Source organism: Stenotrophomonas sp. YJH_SMC_43 (assembly GCF_059372535.1).
Map to the genome: position 1 here is coordinate 295,193 of NZ_JCAFVQ010000002.1, position 19,520 is coordinate 314,712.

Below are 19,520 nucleotides of genomic sequence, written 5' to 3' on the forward strand. Positions count from 1 at the left end.
CACGCCGCTGCGGCGTGGTCACGCCAGCGGCCAGCGTGAATACGTATGCAGGCTGCGCCATGCCCCGGAGGCCACCGCTAAGCTTGCCGGAACAGGATTTCGGCCCGCTTCCGGTGGGCCCTGCATGCCCGGAGGGGGGCTGTCGATGTCGCACTATCCATGGTGGCGCGGAGCCGTCATCTACCAGATCTACCCGCGCAGCTACCTCGATGCCAACGGCGACGGGGTGGGTGACCTGCCGGGCATCATCGAGCGGCTGGACCACATCGCCGCGCTGGGCGTGGATGCGATCTGGATTTCGCCGTTCTTCAAGTCCCCCATGGCCGACTTCGGCTACGACATCGCCGACTACCGCGACGTCGACCCGCTGTTCGGCAGCCTGGACGACTTCGACCGGCTGCTGGCCAAGGCCCACGGCCTGGGCCTGAAGGTGATGATCGACCAGGTGCTGAGCCATACCTCGATCGAGCACGCCTGGTTCCGCGAGAGCCGCCAGGACCGCAGCAATCCGAAGGCCGACTGGTACGTGTGGGCCGATCCGCGCGAGGACGGCACCCCGCCCAACAACTGGCTGTCGCTGTTCGGCGGCGGCGCCTGGCAGTGGGAGCCGCGCCGTGAGCAGTACTACCTGCACAACTTCCTGGTCGACCAGCCGGACCTGAACTTCCACCACCCGGACGTGCAGCAGGCCACCCTGGACAACGTGCGCTTCTGGCTGGACCGCGGCGTGGACGGCTTCCGCCTGGACGCCATCAATTTCTGCTTCCACGACGCGCAGCTGCGCGACAACCCGCCAAAGCCCGCCGACAAGCGCGTGGGCCGCGGCTTCAGCCCGGACAACCCGTACGCGTACCAGTACCACTACTACAACAACACCCAGCCGGAGAACCTGCCCTTCCTGGAGCGCCTGCGCGCGCTGCTGGACGAGTACCCGGGCGCGGTGAGCCTGGGCGAGATCTCCTCGGAGGACTCGCTGGCCACCACCGCCGAGTACACCCGGGACGGCCGCCTGCACATGGGCTACAGCTTCGAGCTGCTGGTGGACGACTACAGCGCGGCCTATATCCGCGACACGGTCTCGCGGCTGGAAGCGGCGATGACCGAAGGCTGGCCGTGCTGGGCGGTTTCGAATCACGACGTGGAGCGGGCGGTCAGCCGCTGGGGCGGCCACCCGGCTGACCCGCGCCTGGCGCGGATGCTGGTGGCGATGCTGTGCTCGCTGCGCGGCTCGGTCTGCCTGTACCAGGGCGAGGAGCTGGGCCTGGCCGAGGCCGAGGTGCCGTTCGAGGCGCTGCAGGACCCCTATGGCATCACCTTCTGGCCGAACTTCAAGGGCCGCGACGGCTGCCGCACCCCGTTGCCGTGGACTGATGCGCCGCTGGCCGGTTTCACCACGGGCCAGCCGTGGCTGCCGATCCCGGCCGAGCACCGCGCCGCGGCCGTGGCGGTGCAGGAGCGCGACCCGGGCTCGGTCCTGGCCGCATTCCGGGGGTTCCTGGCCTGGCGGCATAGCCAGCCGGCGCTCCTGCATGGCAGCATCCGGTTCATCGAAAGCGCCGAGCCAGTGCTGCTGTTCGAGCGTATGCTTGCAGATGAAACCCTCCTGCTGGCCTTCAACCTGTCGGCCGAGGCGGTGAGCCATCCGCTGCCGCCGGGCAACTGGCAGCAGGTGGAGGTACCGGGCCCGGATGCGGGCACGGTGCAGGGCAATGAACTCCAGCTGCCGCCGCGCGCGGTGTATTGCGCCCGACGCAGCTGACCGTTTTCTCCGGTGGCGGTACTTGCGGGGACGGGGCCGAAGCGCCCCGTCCCTTTTTTGTGGGTGGGCCTGGCCGACCAACGGCCAGCATCCGCGCAGAAGAAAACCCGCTGCCTGCGCAGCGGGTTTCCGGTCCTGCTCCCCATGGGTTGCCGGCCAGCGACCGGCACTACCCGGTCGTGATCAGAACTTGTAGTTCACGCCCAGCATGTAGGTGCGGCCCCACTCGATGTACTCCAGCGGGCGATCCTTGCTGCCGGCGTAGGTGCGGTACGGCTCGTTGGTCAGGTTGCTGCCCTGCAGCAGCAGGGTCAGCCCGCGCAGGCTGCTGCTGTCGCTGAAGGTGTAGCTGACCTGTGCATCGGTCACGTTCTCGCCTACCACGTAACGCAGCGTGCGGTTGCCGTTGAAGTTGCCGATCTCACCAATGAAGTCCGAGCGGCGGCGCTGGCTCACGCGTGCTTCAAAGCCACTGCGCTCGTAGTAGGCGGTGAAGTTGTAGACACGCTTGGACAGGCCGGGAAGGCTGATCGGGTCACTGCCCACGCTGGAGGCGCTTTCCGGATCCAGGATGGTGATGTCGCTCTTGTTGAAGGTCGCGCTGGCCTGCACGCCGAAGCCGCGCAGGCTGTCGGTCAGCATCTCCAGCGGGAACGACCCGGTCAGCTCCAGCCCCTTCAACGTGCCGCCCTTGCCGTTCTGCGGCGTGGAGAAGGTACCGGTGGTCAGCACCGGTGCGGTCATGCCCGGCGGCGGCACGTAATTGCCCAGCAGGCCGCTGAAGTCATAGTTGTCCACCGACTGCGTGTAGACGTAGCTCTTCAGATCCTTGTAGAAGATCGCCGCAGCCACGTAGGCCTTCTCGCCGAAGTACTTCTCGTAGGACAGGTCCAGCGCGGTCGCGCGCCACGGATCCAGCAGCGGATTGCCGCCGCTGCCACCGGGGCGGCCGTTGTTGGTATCCACACCGAACTCCAGGCCGGCACGCATCTGGTCCACGCGCGGGCGCGCGACCTGCTTGGCGGCGGCGAAGCGCAGCGTCTGCTGGTGCGGGAACATGAACACCAGGTTCAAGCTCGGCAGCCAATCCTTGTAGGTCTTGCCGGCAGAGAAGGGCTGGATGTTGCTGCCCACCGGCTGCGAGCTGTCCCAGTAGCGCGAATCCGAGCTCTGGTCGGTGTGCTGCATCTGCACGCCGATATTGCCGCGTACGCCGACCACGCCGATGTCGGTGTTGATGTTCAGGCGTGCCCACGCGGTGGTGATCTTCTCCTCGACCGTCCACGACTTGGGAATCAGGTAGTCCAGATTGTCGACCGGGTTGAAGGTCATGTAGCGACCCACCGCTGCCGGCACGTTCCACGACGGGATGTAGCCGATGCCGGCGAAGCCGAGGTTGACCGGGCGGTACTGCAGGTCCGGGGCGATGGTGGATTCACCCTGAGCACCGAGCAGGATGTTGCCTTCGGCCTGGGCCTTCTGCTTGCGGCGGTCGGCATAGTTCACGCCCACGTCCACATCCGAGAACCAGCTGGACATGGCCTCGGGAACCGGCAGCGTCGCCGCCAGCTTGGCGCCCTTCAAGCGGTCTTCGACCTCCGGCACCTTGCCGTAGCCGGAACCATAGATCGTATTGGTCAGGAACAGGCTGCCCGGACTGGAATAGTCGCGCCCCGGCGTGATCTGCGAGAAGCTGTTGTTGTTCACCACCAGGCCGATCGTGTCGAACTGCGGGCGCGGCACCAGCTGCAGGTTGTTTTCCAGGTTGATCTCGCGGCGGGTCGCCTTCGAGTAGTTCAGGTCGGCGACCAGCTTCACGCCACCGACGTTGAACTCGTTGTTCCAGCCGAACGCGTCGATCTTGTCCTTGCGCTTGTTGTACATGCCGCGGACCAGCGGATACGCATTGCTGATCGTGCCACCGGTGAAGCTGCCATCGGCATTGCGGCCGACATTGCTGAACACCGGCAGGATCGCGTTGGGATTGTTGCTGTCCTCGCCATTGCCACTAAGGCTCAGCTCGAACTGGTTGGCGGTGTCGATCTGCTCGGCTTCGGTGTGGAACGCGTCGAAGGTGCTGGTCCAGCTGTTGCTCGGACGGAACTGGATCGTCGCCATCACGCCGTCGCGCTTGTTGTTGCCGGTACGGCGCAGTGCCTTGATGCCATCGGTGAAGTAGGTGCCTGGCGCGATTCCGCGACGCTCGCCCTTGTCGGTGTGCTCGGTGGTCCAGGGCTCGTAGAGGCCGACCTGGTTCTCCTGGATCGGCATGTCGCTGTGCGCGTAACCGATGGCGATGCCCAGGGTGTTGTCGAAGAACTGGTCGATGTAGCTGGCACTGAAACGATTGCCGTACGGATCGATGTTGGCGGCGCGGCCCAGGGAGCTCTTCTGGTAGCGGCCGCTGACCGCGATCACGCGCTCGCCGAAGCTGAGCGGGCGTGCGGTCTGCATGTCGATGGTGCCCGACAGGCCCTGGCCGACCAGGGCCGCGTCCGGGGTCTTGTAGACGGTCACGCCGTTGACCAGCTCGGACGGGTACTGGTCGAACTCGACACCGCGGTTGTCGCCGGTGCTGACCACTTCACGCCCATTGAGCAGGGTGGTGGCGAAGTCGGGTGACAGGCCGCGCACGCTGATCACCTGCGCACGGCCGGCAACGCGCTGGGCGGCCAGGCCGGGAAGGCGCGAGATGGATTCGGCGATGCTGACGTCGGGCAGCTTGCCGATGTCTTCGGCGGAAATCGCCTCGACCACCGAGGTGGCGTCCTGCTTGATCGCGATCGCGTTTTCGATGCCGCGGCGGATGCCGGTGACCTGCACCGTATCCAGGTTGGTGGCGGCGGTGGCGGCCGGCGTGGTGGTGCTCTGCGTGGACTGTGCAGACGCCAGCGTCGGCGCCAGGACAACGGCCAGCGCGATGCTCAGCGCGCTGCGCTTGTGGTTCAACATTTTCCCCTCCCAGGCAATGTTGCAGATCGATTCGTGAACGTCCCGGAGTGACCGTGGACGTGCGACGCGGTGGCCGCTGTCGTCGCCGCTATGGTAGGCAGCGCATTCTTCGCGGGAATCACCCTGCATACGTATTCAATGGCGTCCGCAGGGATGTAATCGCTTTCAGATCTCCGCCACGGTAGCGCCGGGCCATGCCCGGCGAGCGTCACGCGGGGGCGTTCATCAATCCGATGGCGTGAAGCGAATGGCCTGGCCACCGCCCGGTGCCAGTACCAGCGTCAGTGCATCGGCGCTGGTCACCTCGCGGGTTTCGCGTGCGAACGCGAATGGATTGCTGCGGAAATCCGCGTCCTCGCCATCGCGGTAGATCTCGGCGCGATAACGCACGCCCGGCTCCAGGAAGCCCAGCGATACCGGCAGCACGCGTCCGTGTTCATCCGTGATGCTGCCGAGGAACCAGTCGCGGCTGTTGCGGTCGCGGCGCACGATCGTCACGTAGTCGCCCACCTCGCCATCGAGCACGCGGCTCTGCTCCCAGTCCACCGCCACGTCTTCGATGAAGCGGAACGCCTCGCGATGCTGCAGGTAGTGCTCGGGCAGGTCGGCGGCCATCTGGATCGGGCTGTACAGCACCACGTACAGCGCCAGCTGGCGCGCCAGCGTGCTGGGAATGGCCTGGCCGTGGCGGCCCTTCAGGCTGAGGATGCCGGGGGTGTAATCCATCGGCCCGGCCAGCATGCGGGTGAACACCAGATTGACCTCATGCTCCGGCGGGTTCGGCGGCTGGCCCCAGGCGTTGTACTCCATGCCGCGTGCGCCTTCGCGCGAGATCCAGTTGGGGTAGGTGCGGCGCAGGCCGGTGTCCTTGATCGGCTCATGCGGGTTCACCGACAGATGGCGGCGCGCCGCTTCCTGCACCACCTTCAGATGGTGGCGGGCCATGAACTGCCCGTCATGCCACTCACGCCACAGCGGGCCACCGGCCGGATTGCGGCGGTCGACCTGGCCGTCGTCGCAGACGTAGCCGGTCTTGAACTGGTCCACACCCAGCCGTGCGTACAGGTCCAGCGCGGCGCCCAGCTGGTCCTCGTAGTGCTCGATGGCGCAGCCGGTTTCATGGTGGCCGATCAGGTGGACACCCTTTTTCAGGCCATACGCGGACAGCGCTTCGATGTCGAAATCGGGCGTGGCACGGGTGAAATCGAAGTCGTAGCCATTGCCCACCCACATGCCGTCCCAGCCCGGATTCCAGCCTTCCACCAGCACGCCACGGAAGCCGTGCGCGGCGGCGAAGTCGATAACCTTCTTCGTCTTGGCGGTGGTGGCCGCATGCTTCGGCCCGGTCGCCCAGCCCTCGTTGTCCAGGTGCATCGACCACCACACCCCGAGGTACTTGGCGGGCTTCACCCAGCTCACGTCGCCCAGCGCATTGGGTTCGTTGAGGTTGAGGATCAGGTCCGATTCGATCAGGCCACCCGCGCGGTCAGCAACCTGCAGCGTGCGCCAGGGTGTGGCGAAGGGGAGGGCACGGCGCACCTTCCAGCCTTCGGCCGAGGGCGAGAGCTGCGCGCGCAGGCGCTGGCCCTCGGTGCGGCGCAGCCACATGCCGGCGTAGTCCACCAGCGCAGCCTCGTGGATCGCCACGTGCAGGCCATCGCGGCTGCGCAGGGTCATCGGCGTATGCACCTGCGGCACTTCGCGCAGCGGGGTACGCTGGTACAGGTACTCGTAATGGATCGGTTCGCCGGCGGGAATCCACCAGGCGGTCGATTCGGGCGCGATGGCGAACTCGGTCAGCTCGTCATCGATGATCGCCTCGCGCAGGTTCGGTTGCTCAGGGAACACATAGCGGAAGCCGAGGCCGTCGTCGTAGACGCGGAACACCACATCCAGCCGTCGCTTGCTGCCGGTGGTTTCGGCCAGCTGCACGGTCAGCTCGTTGAAGTGGTTGCGGGTGAGCCGGCGCTCGCCCCACGGCTGCTCCCAACTGTCGTCGACGCTGCGCCGCTGCTGGCCGAGCAGGGCGAAATCGCGGTCCAGGCGGCCATCGCGCAGGGCGAAGCCGAGCTTCGAATCCTCCACCACGGGCTCGCCGAAACGCTCGACGCGGTAGCGGGCGGTCCCGCCGTCCAGCACCAGGCTGACCTTCAGCACCTTGCCGGGTGATTCGACGCTGGCGACCTGTGGCGCGGCCTGTGCCAGCGTGGCCCAGGCCAACAGGGCCAGGCCGAGCAGGTGCGCGATTGCCGCGCGTACAGCAGTGGGTGACATCGGCAGTTCCCCTCCCAAGGCGCCGTTGGCAGACCCGGACCATAAGCCAGCACAGCAGGCGCGCTACCGCGTGGCGCCATGAATACGTATGCAGCTGGACGCAGCCGACAGCCCCGCGTCTACCATGGGGCCAAGGCACCTTGAGGGAGGGGCCGTGCCCGCCCGCCGGCAACGACGGTGCGGACCTACAACGCGTGCAGAGAGGGAGGGAGGCCGACGGGCGCAAGCCGGTCCGCCGCTTCGATGCTGAAGATCATTTGCCTGACCGCTGCCCTTGGGGCAGCGCTGGGATCGACCGCGCAGGCGGCCGACCTGCAATTCGACGGCCGCCATGCGCGTGCCGAAGCCGCTGCCAACGGCAGCTTCGTACTGCATGCGCCGAAAGGTGAGGTGCGTATCGCGCCCATGCCGATGCGCAGCCAGACCGGCAGCGTGATGTTCGACGCGTTGTTCGCGCTGGCCCAGCAGGAGATGGACCAGGACCGTGTGGACGCGATTCGCGATCCCGCGTTCGACGAAGGCCGGCCGGTGCCGTGCGAGTGCTTCCAGACCGGCGCGCGCTGGCCCTATGTGTGGACCCGCGATGTCAGCTTCGCCGCCGATCTGGCGTTGGCGCGGCTGGACCCGCAGCGCACCCGGCAGTCGCTGCAGTTCAAGCTGTCGGCGGCGCGCGACGGGCACACGCCCGGCCTGTTCGTGGCGCAGGACACCGGGTCCGGCGGCAGCTGGCCGATCAGCAGCGACCGCGTGGTGTGGTTCCTGGCCGCGCGCCACCTGCTGGATGATCCGGCGTTTGCCGATCAGGTCTGGCAGGCGCTGCAGGGCACGCTGGCACAGGACCGCGCGATGGTGTTCGACGCGCAGGTGGGCCTGTACCGCGGCGAGACCTCGTTCCTGGACTGGCGCGAGCAGACCTATCCGGACTGGACCCGCGAGGACGTGCGCTTCATCGGTGATTCCTACGCGCTGTCCACCAACGTGCTGCACTACCAGGCGCTGCGCCTGGCCGAACGCTTGGCCGGCAAGCGCGGCGATGCCCGCGCGGACGAGTACAAGGCGTGGGCCGATGCGTTGGCGCAGCAGGTCGATGCGCGCTTCTGGCGGGAGGACATGGGCCAGTACATGAGCTACATCGGCGAAGCGGCGCACCCGGTGCCGTACGCCAAGGTCGATCTGCTGGGCCTGTCGCTGGGTATCCTGGCCGACGTGCTGCCGACCGGGCGTGCGCGCCGTGCGCTGGCGGCGTACCCGATCGGGCCGGCCGGCAGTCCGGTGGTCTGGCCGCAGGAAGGGCAGCAGCCGATCTATCACAACCGCGCCATCTGGCCGTTCGTCAGCGCCTATTCGCTGCGCGCGGCGCGCCAGCTGGATGATGTCCCGCGCATTGCCGCCGAGATCCGTTCGCTGATGCGCGGCGCCGCGCTGGCCGGTTCCAACATGGAAAACTACGAGCTTGTCAGCCAGGCCGTGCATGTGGACGAAGGTGCGCTGAGCGGGCCGGTGGTCAATTCCGAGCGCCAGCTGTGGTCGGTGGCCGGCTATCTGGCCATGGTCACCGAAGGCGTGTTCGGCGTGCAGGACGATGGCCGCGTGCAGCCCAAGCTGCCGGTCGCGCTGGTGCCGGAACTGTTCGGCACACATCCCCGTATCACGTTGGAAGCCAACGGCAAGCGCTATGTGCTGGAGCGCCCGCAGAACGTGGGCGATGGCCTGCTGGTGGCCGGCAGAACCACCACGCGTGGCAGCACCACGACAGTGCAGCTGGTCGCCGCCCCGGCAGCAACCGGTTTCGCTGCCACGACTGCGGATGCCAACGTGCGTGCGCCGGCCACGCCGGTTGCGCCGCAGGCCCCGCGCAAGGGCACGGGCTGGAACGTTCCGGTGGCAGCCGATCAGGTGCTGTGGAAGGACGGCAAGGCGGTCACCGCCAGCAACGGCGTGGCGCGCATCAACGACGATGGCCTGCAGCATTGCCTCAGCCTGACCCGGCGCGAAGGCACGTTGGAATCGCTGCACAGCCCGATGCTCTGCGTCGGTCCGCAGCAGGTGCTGAAGGGCGAGGAACGCTGGCAGTTCACCTCGGCCAAGGCCGGGCAGGTGCGCCTGCGCCTGCAGTACCGCAACCCGAACGGGCCGATCAACACCGGCGTCACGGCTGCAGTCAAGCAGCTGGTGCTGCAGTGCCCGGGCCAGCCTTTGCAGCGGCATACGGTTGCGATGCCGCACAGCGTGGCCGTGCAGGACTCGACCTCGGCAACGTTCGCCGTGCACAAGGGGCCGTGCACGGTCGCGCTTGAAGAAGGCTTCAACATGAGCGCGCTGCAGCATTTCGCGCACTACACCGGCGGAAAGGGCGGGCGCGACGGCGTGCTCAACCAGGCGCAGGTGCAGGCGTTGAAGGTGACGCAGGTGGCGGCGGAAGAGGACGCACGATGAATCGTCCCGCCAAGCCACAACTGTCGTTCTGGCAGATCTGGAACATGTGTTTCGGCTTCCTTGGCATCCAGTTCGGGTTCGCCCTGCAGAACGCCAACGCCAGCCGCATCTTCGAGACGCTGGGCGCGGACATCGACGCGGTACCTGGATTGTGGATCGCCGCGCCGCTGACCGGCCTGCTGGTGCAGCCGGTGATCGGTTACCTGTCCGACCGCACCTGGACCCGCTGGGGGCGCCGTCGTCCATACTTCATGATCGGTGCGGTGCTGACCACGCTGGCCCTGCTGGTGATGCCGAATTCGCCAACGCTGTGGATCGCCGCCGGTACGCTGTGGGTGCTGGATGCCTCGATCAACGTATCGATGGAGCCGTTCCGCGCCTTCGTCGGCGACCAGCTGGCGCCACGCCAGCGCCCCACCGGCTATGCCATGCAGAGCTTCTTCATCGGCGTGGGCGCCATCGTCGCCAGCTTCCTGCCGTTCATCCTGGCCCACTTCGGCGTCGCCAATACGGCCGCCGCAGGTGAAGTGCCGGACACCGTGCGCTATGCGTTCTACTTCGGCGCGGTGGTGCTGCTGGCGGCGATCACCTGGACGGTGGTCAGCACCCGCGAATATTCACCGGCGGAGCTGGCCGGGTTCGATGATGCCGAGCCGCCGGCACATTACGCGGCGGCGACGATCAGCGGTCCGGCGCCCTGGACGCAGGTGGCCGTATGGCTGGGGCTGGGCGTGCTGCTGGCGCTGCTGATCGCGTGGCGGCAGGGCGACCGGATGCTGTACGTGCTGGCCGGCCTGTGTGCCGGCTACGGCCTGCTGCTGGCCGTGGCCCGCGCGTTGCCTGGCACGCATATGCTGGCCGCCATTGTGGGCGACCTGCGGGCGATGCCGGTCACGATGCGGCGGCTGGCCTGGGTGCAGTTCTTCTCGTGGTTCGCGCTGTTCGCCATGTGGATCTACACCACTGCCGCAGTGGCCGGTGTCCACTTCGGTTCGGACGACCCGAAGACGGCGGCCTACAACGAGGGCGCCAACTGGGTGGGCGTACTGTTCGGCGCCTACAACGGCTTCGCTGCGCTGGCCGCGGTACTGATTCCACCGATGGTGCGTGCCATCGGCCTGCGCTGGAGCCACCTGCTCAACCTGTGGTTGGGTGGCGCCGGTCTGGTCTCGCTGATGTTCATCCGCGACCCGCACTGGCTGCTGCTGTCGATGGTCGGCGTCGGCTTCGCCTGGGCGTCGATCCTCTCACTGCCCTACGCACTGCTGTCCGACAGCGTGCCGGCGTCGAAGATGGGCGTGTACATGGGCATCTTCAATTTCTTCATCGTGATCCCGCAGCTGGTCGCGGCCAGCGCGCTCGGTTTTGCCCTGCGCGCCTGGCTGGGTGGTCAACCGATGCATGTGCTGGTGCTGGGCGGCTGCAGCCTGTTCGTCGCCGGCCTGTGCGTGCTGCGGGTTCCGTCCCGTCCGGAGGTGGTGTGATGCGTGGTGTGCTGTCTGTTGCTGTTTCCCTGGTGCTGGCTGTTCAGGCGGTGGCCGCGCCGCGTCCGGACTACGTCGGTACCACCGAACCGTTCGCCAGTGATGCGGTGTATTTCGTGGTCACCGACCGCTTCGTCAACGGCGATCCGTCCAACGATCACCGCGACCAGGGCGGCAAGCACCGCACCTTCGATATCCCGGTGCCGTGCCCGGACAAGGTGGACGGCAACATCGGTTACCTCGGTGGTGATTTCCGCGGCGTGCTCGACAATGCGCAGTACATCCGCAATCTGGGGTTCGGCGCGGTGTGGATCACGCCGATCGTGGACAACCCGGACGAAGCCTTTACCGGCAGCAAGCCGATCAGCTGCACCAGCACGCTGACCGACCGTGGCAAGACCGGCTACCATGGCTACTGGGGCATCAATTTCTACAAACTCGATGAACACCTGCCCAGTAAGGACCTGGACTTTGCCGGATTGACCAAGGGCCTGCACGGTGCTGGCTTGAAGGTGGTGCTGGATATCGTGGGCAACCACGGTTCGCCGGCCTGGACCATGCCGACGCGGCAGCCACAGTTCGGCCAGATCTTCGACAGGGATGGAAAACTGATTGCCGACCACCAGAACCTGCCCCCGCAGAAACTGGATCCGAAGCACAACCCGCTGCACGCGTTCTACAACAACGTTGGTCCGGTCGACAGCAAGGATGGCTCGATCTTCGATGGCAACCTGGCCGAGCTGTCCGACTTCAACCAGGACAATCCGGCGGTAATGGACTACCTGGTCGGCGCCTACCTGCAGTGGACCGCGCAGGGCGTGGACGCGTTGCGCATCGACACCATCGGCTGGCTGCCGCACCCGTGGTGGCATGAATTCGTCAAGCGCATCCGCGCCGAGCATCCGGGCATGTTCATGTTTGGCGAAGCCTTCGACTACAACGCGGCGACCATTGCCGAGCACACCTGGCCGGCCAACGCCAATGTCAGCGTGCTCGACTTCCCGCTGCGCGGTGCACTGGAGCAGACCTTCGGCACCGCCGGCAAGGGCTTTGAAACGCTGGCCGAGCCGCTGCACCTGAGCGGGGGGCCGTACGCCAACCCGTACGAGCTGATGAGCTTCTACGACAACCACGACATGCCGCGCCTGCAGGCCAGCGACAGCGGTTTCATCGATGCGCACAACTGGCTGTTCACCGCGCGCGGCATTCCGGTGGTCTATTACGGCTCGGAGACCGGTTTCATGCGTGGCCGCGCCGAGCACGCCGGCAACCGCGCCTACTTCGGCCAGCCGCGTGTGGATGCGGCGCCGAAGAGCCCCATCTTCGCGCCGCTGCAGCGTATCGCGCGACTGCGTGAAGCCACCCCGGCGCTGCAGCGCGGCCTGCAGGTGAACGAGCGCCTGCAGGGTGATGAGGCGGTGTTCTTCCGTGTGCTGCAGCAGGGCGAGGTGGCGCAGACCGCGCTGGTGCTGCTGAACAAGGGCGACCAGGCCAGGAGCTTCACCGTGGCGCGTTACGTCCAGGCTGGCCGCTGGCGTGATGCGCTGGACGGCGGTTCGTTGCAGGTGGATGCCTCCCTGAAGGCCGAAGTGCCCGCGCATGGCGTGAAGGTGTACGTGCTGGATGCCGCCGTGCAGCAGCCAGCGCTGCAGGCCGAGCTGGACAAGGCGATGACCGACCAGAAGGCTCGGGACCAGCGTCTGGGACGATGAGGGCGCCGCCGGGCATGGCCCGGCGCTACCGCTCTGGTGGGTGCCAACCTCGGTTGGCACGCTCTTCGAGCAGTCCAGCAGGCTCGACCCTACAATAGGCCCCCCTCACGCCCTGCCGTACCGCCATGACCGACCTCGCTCCGCAGACCCCGATCGAAACCCTGCTGAAGGCGGCGATGGACGGGGCGGTGCCGATCCGCGCCTTCATGGAGGCCTTCGTCGCTTCCGAGGTCGTGCTGCTGACCGGCAGCCTGGTCACGCCCGACGGCAGCGGCTTCGACCCGCTGCTGTTCGACAAGCAGGGCATCCTGCACGTGGCCGTGTTCACCGATCCATCGCGGGTGGGCATCTACAGCCAGCAGGCCCAACACCAGATCCGCTGGTTGATGCTGGACGTTCTGCGCCGCGTGCCGGGGGGCTACGGCGTGGTGATCAACCCAGGCACTCCGCTGGGCTTCGAGATCTCGCCCAGCGGCGTCGGCGAGATCCTGAAGGACTTCGCCCAGGGCTGATTGTCCTGTAGAGCCGAGCCCATGCTCGGCTGCCGTTCGCGCAATGCCGGATCAGTCGAGCACGGCCCGACCCTACAGAACGCTTCCCTTCGGGTGCCGTACGTGATCCCCTTTGGTTGACACCAGGATCGAGGCTCTGCCATGGAATTGAGGGAACTACCTGCCGGCTCACCAGCACGATCACGCCATTCCCGCTCCGCACTGATCTTCCTGATCTCAGCGATCGCTGCCGCGCTGGTGTCCATGCCCCTGCTGCGCGCGGTGGGCATGGTGCTGTGGCCGGTGTTCGTCATTGCCTGGCTGATCAACCTGGGCGCGGCCTGGCATCTGGCCCAGTGGGCACGCCAGCAGGGCCGTTCGGCGTGGGGGTTCGGGTTGCCGGCAGCGTTCGGCACCGTCGCCTCGATCGTGGTCTATGTGCTGCTGGCATTGCTGGGGCCGAAGGCCGCGGTGCACTGAATTTTCGCGGCTGCCGTGGACAATGTGCCGAGCATGGCTCGGCACTACAGGAGGGCCAAGCCAAACAGCAAGGCCGAGCCAAGCCCGCACGTGTTGCGTGGAACGCCGGCGCACAGGCCGGCGCCACGTTGCCTCACATCGTCACCTTGCGCCGGTTGTCGTCGCTCACCCGGTCGATCAGCTTGTTATACGGATCGAAGCCCGCTTCATCCGGCTTTTCATCCACGGTCACCGTGATCTTCGGATTGGCGCTGGTGATGTGATGACGCTGCAGGTACAGCACTTTCTGGTCGCGTTCCTTGCCTGAAGGCCCGTTGGCGAACACGCCGATCTCGATCCAGTCATCCATCTTCCCGTCGCTTTCCTGGCCCTTGCCGTCGGCATATTGCTTGGCAGCATGCAGGTCCAGGGTCACGTCGTAGCGGCCGTCATCGCGCTTGCGGGCGCTGGCGACCATCACCCGGTTGTCGTAGAAACTGATCTTCTCGAACAGGTCGGTAACCAGCTGCTGGCGGTCGGCCGGGGTCTCGGCGCGGATGTAGGCCAGCAATTCGCGCGAGGTGGTGTAGGGCGGTTGTTGGTAACCCTTGTCCTGCAGGAAACGCTTCAATGCCCGGTTAAGCGCCTGCTCGCCGATCTCCTCGCGCAGCCGGTAGAACACCAGCGAACCCTTCTGGTAGTGGATGTACTGCTGGTTCTCCACACGTTCCAGCGGCTGTTCCTCGATGGCCTCGCCACCACGCCCGGACAGGTAGCCGTCCAGTTCGCGCTTGAGGAACTGGCGCATGTGCTGGCGGCCGTACTCCTGCTCCATCACCATCAGTGCCGAATACTGCGACAGCGATTCGGACAGCACCGTCGCGCCCTGCACGTTGGCACCGATTACCTGGTGCGCCCACCACTGGTGTGCGATCTCGTGCGCGGTCACATAGAACACGTAGTCCACCTTGTCCGGGTCACGCAGGTCGGCGATGAAACCGATGGCCTCGGAGTAGGGGATGGTGTTGGCGAACGACTGCGCGAAGCGCGCATAGCCCGGGAACTCGATGATGCGCACCTGGCGATGCTGGTACGGGGTGAAGTTCGCCTCGTAGTAGGCCAGCGATTTCTGCACCGCTTCGATCATCCGGTCCACGTTGTAGCCGTGCGCCGGGTCGAAGTAGACCTCCACCGGAATGTTCTTGTACTTCGCCTTGCGCACCTCCCAGCGCGCCGACAGATAGGCGTAGAAGTTCAGCATCGGCCGGTCCATGGCATAGCTGAAGCAGCGCCGGCCATTGACCGTGCTCTCATGCTGCAGATAGCCCGGGGCCAGCGCCACCTGGTCTGGTGCCGTGCAGATCGTGGTGCGGAACTCGAGCCAGTCGGCATCGTTGGAGATGTACGTGTTGGCACGCGCGGCTTCGTCTTCCAGCTTGGGCATGCGCCGCGGCTCACCCAGGTCGCGCTTGCGCCGCTCGTTGCGGTCGGTGATCTCCGCGCCCTCGTTGTAGCCGAACGACGGCAGTACGCGGCTGTTGAAGAACGTGCCGTTGTCGACGATGTTGCTTGGTGCCTGGCCGGCGGTGATGCCGTTGGGCTTCTGCACCACCCGGAAATGCACGCTGCGGGTTTCACCCGGTTGCAGCGGTTTCTGCAGGCGGTAGATGCGGTAGCCGAGATCGGCGTCATGCATCGAAAGTGTCTGCCCACCCAGGTCGACCGCGATCAGCTGCTTGTCATCGCCCATCGAGACGTGCACGTCCTGGATCGGCGTGGCGTGGGTGTTGCGTACCGTCCAGTTCGCATCGATCACCATCGACTGCGATTCCGGGAACAGGTCCACGCGGTTGTCCACGGCGACAATGCGTGGTTGCGGCAGGTTGCGGTATTTCGACAGCTCGCGCTCGTAGCGGGCCTGCAGATCCAGCTGCTGGTCCGGAGAAAGGAACTCGTTGCGGATGTTGGTGCTCCAGTACAGCCAGCTCCCCACGCCGACGAACGCCAGCGCGGCCACCGCGGCGAAGGCGCCGGTCGGACCACGCAGGCGGCGGCCGGCCAGGGCCAGGCGCTGGCGCAGGCCCTGGCTGACACCCCGTACCCAGAAGGCCGACGCCAGGCACATCAAAGTCAGCAGGAACAGCGCCCAGTAGCCCTGGAACGCCAGCTGCCCGGTGAGGAAGTGGCCGTAGCCGTTCATGTCCGAATAGGGCGCGTTGGGCCAGCTGCCGAAGTTGTACAGGTTCTGCGTGTAGTCGAGCAGGCCGAGCACGCCCTGGCCGATCATCACCACGATCAGCAGCGCATAACCGACGAACTTGTTGTTGGTGAGCACCTGCAGCACCAGCGCCAGGCCGCCCATCAGGATGTAGACCACCGAATCCAGCGCCAGGCTGCGCAGGTACAGCAGCGGCTCCAGATGCGTGTAGCCCTTGGCCAGCTGCACGCCCATCGCCGCCAGCGCGCCGGCGGCCTGGAAACAGACGATCACGGCCAGCAGTGCGGTGAACTTGGCCAGCAGCGGCACCCAGTTCGGCACCGGCATGGCATCGGTCACTTCGTTGATGCGCGCACTGCGTTCCTTCCAGACCAGCTCACCGGCGAAGAACAGCACAATGATCACCAGCAGCCAGCTGAAGGCCCCCTGCAGGCCCATGATCATCTGCGAGGTGACCGGCCAGATCGAGGTGCCGTACAGGGTCTGCCGGAACAGCGCGCTGGGCAGGAAGTTGGCCAGGCCCAGTACCAGCAGCACGATGAACGGCACGCTGCGCAGGACGCCGCGTGTATCGAAGCGGACCTGGCGCAGGAACTGCTGCCACGCGGTGGTGGCGGTGAACGCCGGTACCACGCGCGGCAGTGTCGCGCGGGTGGGGCGGGCGCCGGCGGCATCGGCAACCGGTTGCGCTTGCCTGCGGCCCCAGCGACGGCGGCCGCTACCGCTGCGCTCGGTACGGAACAGCGCGAAGGTAGCGGCGAACAGCGCCGCCGCCACAGCCAGCCACAGGACACGGTTGGCCAGCAGATAACCGGTCAGCTCGGGAATCCCGTTGTTGCGCTCGGCGGTGGACCAGTAGCGGATCGTGCGGCCGAGTGCGCGCATGCCCAGCGGTTCGCTCAGCACCGCGATCCACGTATTGTCGATGTCGCGCAGCAGGGCCGCGCTGGCGCCGTACAGCACCAGGTAGGCCACCAGGCCGATGTAGACCCACAGGATCGAGCGGGTCAGCGCCGCCAGCAGCGACAGCAGCGCGGTGGTGAACAACAGGTTCGGGATGACGATGACCGCGAACGTCCACGCATAGCCCTGCCAGCTGATCGGGCCCATGCGCTCGGGATCGACCCATGGCATGAACGGCGCCAGCCACAGTCCGAACGCGATCAGGACGTAGACCAGCAGTCCGGCCGCCAGTGCCGCGGCGATGCGCCCGGCCAGGTAGTCGCGCCGCTTTACCGGGCTGGCGAAGATCAGCTCGGCGGTGCCCAGTTCGAAGTCACGCAGGAGCGCGTTGCTGACGAACAGGGCAGTGATCAGCATGCCGAGCAGGGTGAAGATGCCCAGCATCTGCGCGATCACGGTGGGCGCGTTGCTGTGCACGTTGCCGGCGCCACCGCCGATCTGCACCGCGTCGCTGGACGCTGCGGCGAAGGCAAGCAGGGCGAACAGCCCGGCCAGGAGCCACAGCAGCGGGGAACGCAGCTGCTCGCGCAGCTCGAAGCGGAAGAAGTTGAAGATCACGGCGTGCTCCGCTCAGGCTGCCGCGCGGGCACGGGCCTGCAGGCGCAGGCGCTGGAAGTACACGTCCTCGAGGTCGGGAGCCACGGCCGCGAAGCCGTCGCCGGGGTCGTTGGCGCTGTGCACGTGGATCACCGGGCGGCCACCGACCAGGCGGGTGGACAGCACCACGTAGCGTGCTTCATGGTCGGCCAGTTCCGACGGATCGACCTGCTTGCGCCAGACCTGGTGCTGCAACGCGTCGATGGCCTCGGTAGGCCGGCCGGTCAGCAGCACCTGGCCCTTGTTCATGATCGCCATCGTCGGGCACAGATCGGTCACGTCCTCGACGATATGGGTGGACAGGATGACTGCCACGTTCTCGCCGATGGCCGCCAGCAGGTTGAGGAAGCGGTTGCGTTCCTCCGGATCGAGGCCGGCAGTGGGCTCGTCGACGATCACCAGCCGCGGGTCACCCAGCAGCGCCTGGGCGATACCGAAGCGCTGGCGCATGCCGCCGGAGTAGGTGCCGAGCTTGCGCTTGCGCGCGTCCCACAGGTTCACCTGCTGCAGCAGTCCATCGACCACCTCGCGGCGCTGCGCGCGCTGGGTCAGGCCCTTGAGCACCGCGAAATGTTCCAGCAGATCCAGCGCGCTGACTTTCGGGTACACGCCGAAATCCTGCGGCAGGTAGCCCAGCCGGCGGCGCACCGCGTCCTTGTCGCGCAGCACGTCGATCGGCGCCTCGCCTGGAATGGTGAGGGTGGCCGTGCCGCTGTCGGCTTCCTGCAGGGTGGACAGCGTGCGCATCAGCGACGACTTGCCGGCGCCGTTCGGACCGAGCAGGCCGAACATGCCGCGCGGGATGTCCAGGGTGACGTTGTTGAGGGCATGCACGCCGTTGGCGTACGTCTTGGACAGCGAATCGATCTTCAGCATGCGACGTACACCTTTCCATGGGCGATGTCTGCGCGTTATCCGCGCATCGGCTTCCGTGCGCATCCGCCGTTGGTCATGGGGGGAGAATTCCGCCGTCGCACGTTGGGGCGTGGCGGGAGGTCTGGTGGCGCTTACCGGCGCAGCGACGATTCCCGCACCACCAGCTTCACCGGGATGCTCTGGCTCTCCACCGGTTGCCGGCCGATCAGCGCCAGCAGGCGCTCCACCAGCAGCTGGCCGGCCTGCTTGGTGTCCTGCTGCACCGTGGTCAGCGCCGGGGATACCGAGGCCGCCAGCGGAATGTCGTCGAAGCCGGTCACCGCCACGTCCTGTGGCACCCGCAGGCCAGCCTCGCGCAGGGTGCGCATCGCACCAATGGCGATCAGGTCGCTGGCGGCGCAGATCGCATCGATCGGTTCGCCGCGCGCCAGCAGCGCTTGGCAGGCCTCCTGGCCGGAAGCCTCGGTGGTGATCGCATCGTGCTGCAGCGCCGGTTCGGCGGCCAGGCCGTGGTCCTGCAGGGCCGCGACATGGCCGCGGTAGCGCTCCTGGAATTCGGGGTAATGGCTGGAGGCATGGCCGAGGAAGGCAATGCGGCGGCAGCCCTGCTGCAGGAGGTGGGTGGTGATGTCATGCCCGCCCTGGAAGTTGTCGCTGCCGATTGAGACACCGGGCTGGCCGGGCAGGGCGGCGCCCCAGCGCACGAAGTGCGTACCCTGTTCGACCAGCCGCTGCAGGCGGTCGCGCGATTCGTGGTAGTCGCCGTAGCCGAGCAGGATGATGCCGTCGGCCTTGTTGCTGTCCTCGTAATCGGCCTGCCAGTCGGTGGACAGTTGCTGGAACGAGACCAGCAGGTCCTGCCCGTGCAGCGCGCAGGCGCGGGTGATCGAGCCCAGCATCGAATGGAAGAACGGGTTGATCAGCGAATCGTCGTTGGTCGGGTCCTCGAAGAACAGCAGGGCCAGGGTGCCGGCGTTGCGCAGGCGCAGGCTGGAGGCGTTCTTGTCGACCTTGTAATTCAGCTCGCGGGCGATGCGCAGGATGCGCTCGCGGGTTTCGGCGTTGACCATCGGGCTGCCACGCAGGGCCCGCGACACGGTGGGCTGGGAGACCCCGGCCAGGTGGGCGATGTCCAGGGAGGTGGCTTTGCCTTTGATCGTCATGGGAACGGATAGGGAACGTGCAGCGATCATGATGCCATGAGGCTGGCCCTCCGCTTGCAGGTGCGCTCCTGTCTGAATGAACGGGGTTGATGTTAAAAAATGTGACCAATTTGTCATTTTGACTTGATTTGCACAA

General features: G+C 66.6%; 11 protein-coding genes. 6 read left to right on the forward strand and 5 right to left on the reverse strand.

Features of this window, described 5'->3' with window-relative positions:
• Positions 1 to 145: 145 nt before the first annotated feature.
• The gene (locus tag AC5QAH_RS07750; RefSeq protein WP_495232235.1) at positions 146 to 1,759 is read left to right on the forward strand and encodes an alpha-glucosidase family protein; all 1,614 of its coding nucleotides are present in this window, start codon (positions 146 to 148) and stop codon (positions 1,757 to 1,759) included.
• A gap of 183 nt (positions 1,760 to 1,942) precedes the next feature.
• On the opposite strand, the gene AC5QAH_RS07755 is transcribed toward AC5QAH_RS07750, so the two are convergent.
• Both AC5QAH_RS07755 and AC5QAH_RS07760 read right to left on the reverse strand, forming a co-directional pair.
• Complete coding sequence (locus tag AC5QAH_RS07755) at positions 1,943 to 4,711, reverse strand: TonB-dependent receptor (protein WP_495232236.1); 2,769 nt, start codon at positions 4,709 to 4,711, stop codon at positions 1,943 to 1,945.
• A gap of 225 nt (positions 4,712 to 4,936) precedes the next feature.
• Positions 4,937 to 6,991 carry a glycoside hydrolase family 97 protein gene (locus tag AC5QAH_RS07760; protein ID WP_495232368.1) on the reverse strand — a complete coding sequence of 685 codons (2,055 nt, stop codon included), beginning with the start codon at positions 6,989 to 6,991 and terminating at the stop codon, positions 4,937 to 4,939.
• A gap of 237 nt (positions 6,992 to 7,228) precedes the next feature.
• Here AC5QAH_RS07760 and AC5QAH_RS07765 point away from each other — a divergent pair, with 237 nt between their 5' ends.
• From AC5QAH_RS07765 to AC5QAH_RS07785, 5 genes are all read left to right on the forward strand, one after another.
• On the forward strand, positions 7,229 to 9,421 hold the full coding sequence (locus tag AC5QAH_RS07765) for a glucosidase family protein (protein WP_495232237.1): 2,193 nt from the start codon (positions 7,229 to 7,231) through the stop codon (positions 9,419 to 9,421).
• A complete protein-coding gene (locus AC5QAH_RS07770; RefSeq protein WP_049455570.1) occupies positions 9,418 to 10,905 on the forward strand; it encodes an MFS transporter in 1,488 nt (495 codons plus the stop codon). The genes AC5QAH_RS07765 and AC5QAH_RS07770 overlap by 4 nt, the downstream gene beginning before the upstream one ends.
• Positions 10,905 to 12,617 carry an alpha-amylase family glycosyl hydrolase gene (locus tag AC5QAH_RS07775; protein WP_495232238.1) on the forward strand — a complete coding sequence of 571 codons (1,713 nt, stop codon included), beginning with the start codon at positions 10,905 to 10,907 and terminating at the stop codon, positions 12,615 to 12,617. The genes AC5QAH_RS07770 and AC5QAH_RS07775 overlap by 1 nt, the downstream gene beginning before the upstream one ends.
• 125 nt (positions 12,618 to 12,742) lie before the next feature.
• The gene (locus AC5QAH_RS07780) at positions 12,743 to 13,129 is read left to right on the forward strand and encodes an SseB family protein (RefSeq protein WP_010483507.1); all 387 of its coding nucleotides are present in this window, start codon (positions 12,743 to 12,745) and stop codon (positions 13,127 to 13,129) included.
• Between the two features lie 141 nt (positions 13,130 to 13,270).
• The gene (locus AC5QAH_RS07785; RefSeq protein WP_049455572.1) at positions 13,271 to 13,588 is read left to right on the forward strand and encodes a hypothetical protein; all 318 of its coding nucleotides are present in this window, start codon (positions 13,271 to 13,273) and stop codon (positions 13,586 to 13,588) included.
• Between the two features lie 133 nt (positions 13,589 to 13,721).
• Here the strand turns inward: AC5QAH_RS07785 and AC5QAH_RS07790 are convergent, their stop codons facing one another.
• The 3 genes from AC5QAH_RS07790 to AC5QAH_RS07800 form a co-directional block, all read right to left on the reverse strand.
• Entirely contained in the window at positions 13,722 to 17,306 is a 3,585-nt protein-coding gene (locus AC5QAH_RS07790; RefSeq protein WP_495232239.1) for an ABC transporter permease/M1 family aminopeptidase, read from the reverse strand.
• Positions 17,307 to 17,318: 12 nt separating this feature from the next.
• Positions 17,319 to 18,221 (reverse strand): ABC transporter ATP-binding protein, encoded by a 903-nt coding sequence (locus AC5QAH_RS07795; protein ID WP_010483501.1) that lies wholly within the window; start codon positions 18,219 to 18,221, stop codon positions 17,319 to 17,321.
• A 131-nt stretch (positions 18,222 to 18,352) separates the two neighbouring features.
• Positions 18,353 to 19,384, reverse strand: a complete 1,032-nt coding sequence (locus AC5QAH_RS07800; protein WP_049455574.1) for a LacI family DNA-binding transcriptional regulator — start codon at positions 19,382 to 19,384, stop codon at positions 18,353 to 18,355.
• Positions 19,385 to 19,520: the final 136 nt, after the last annotated feature.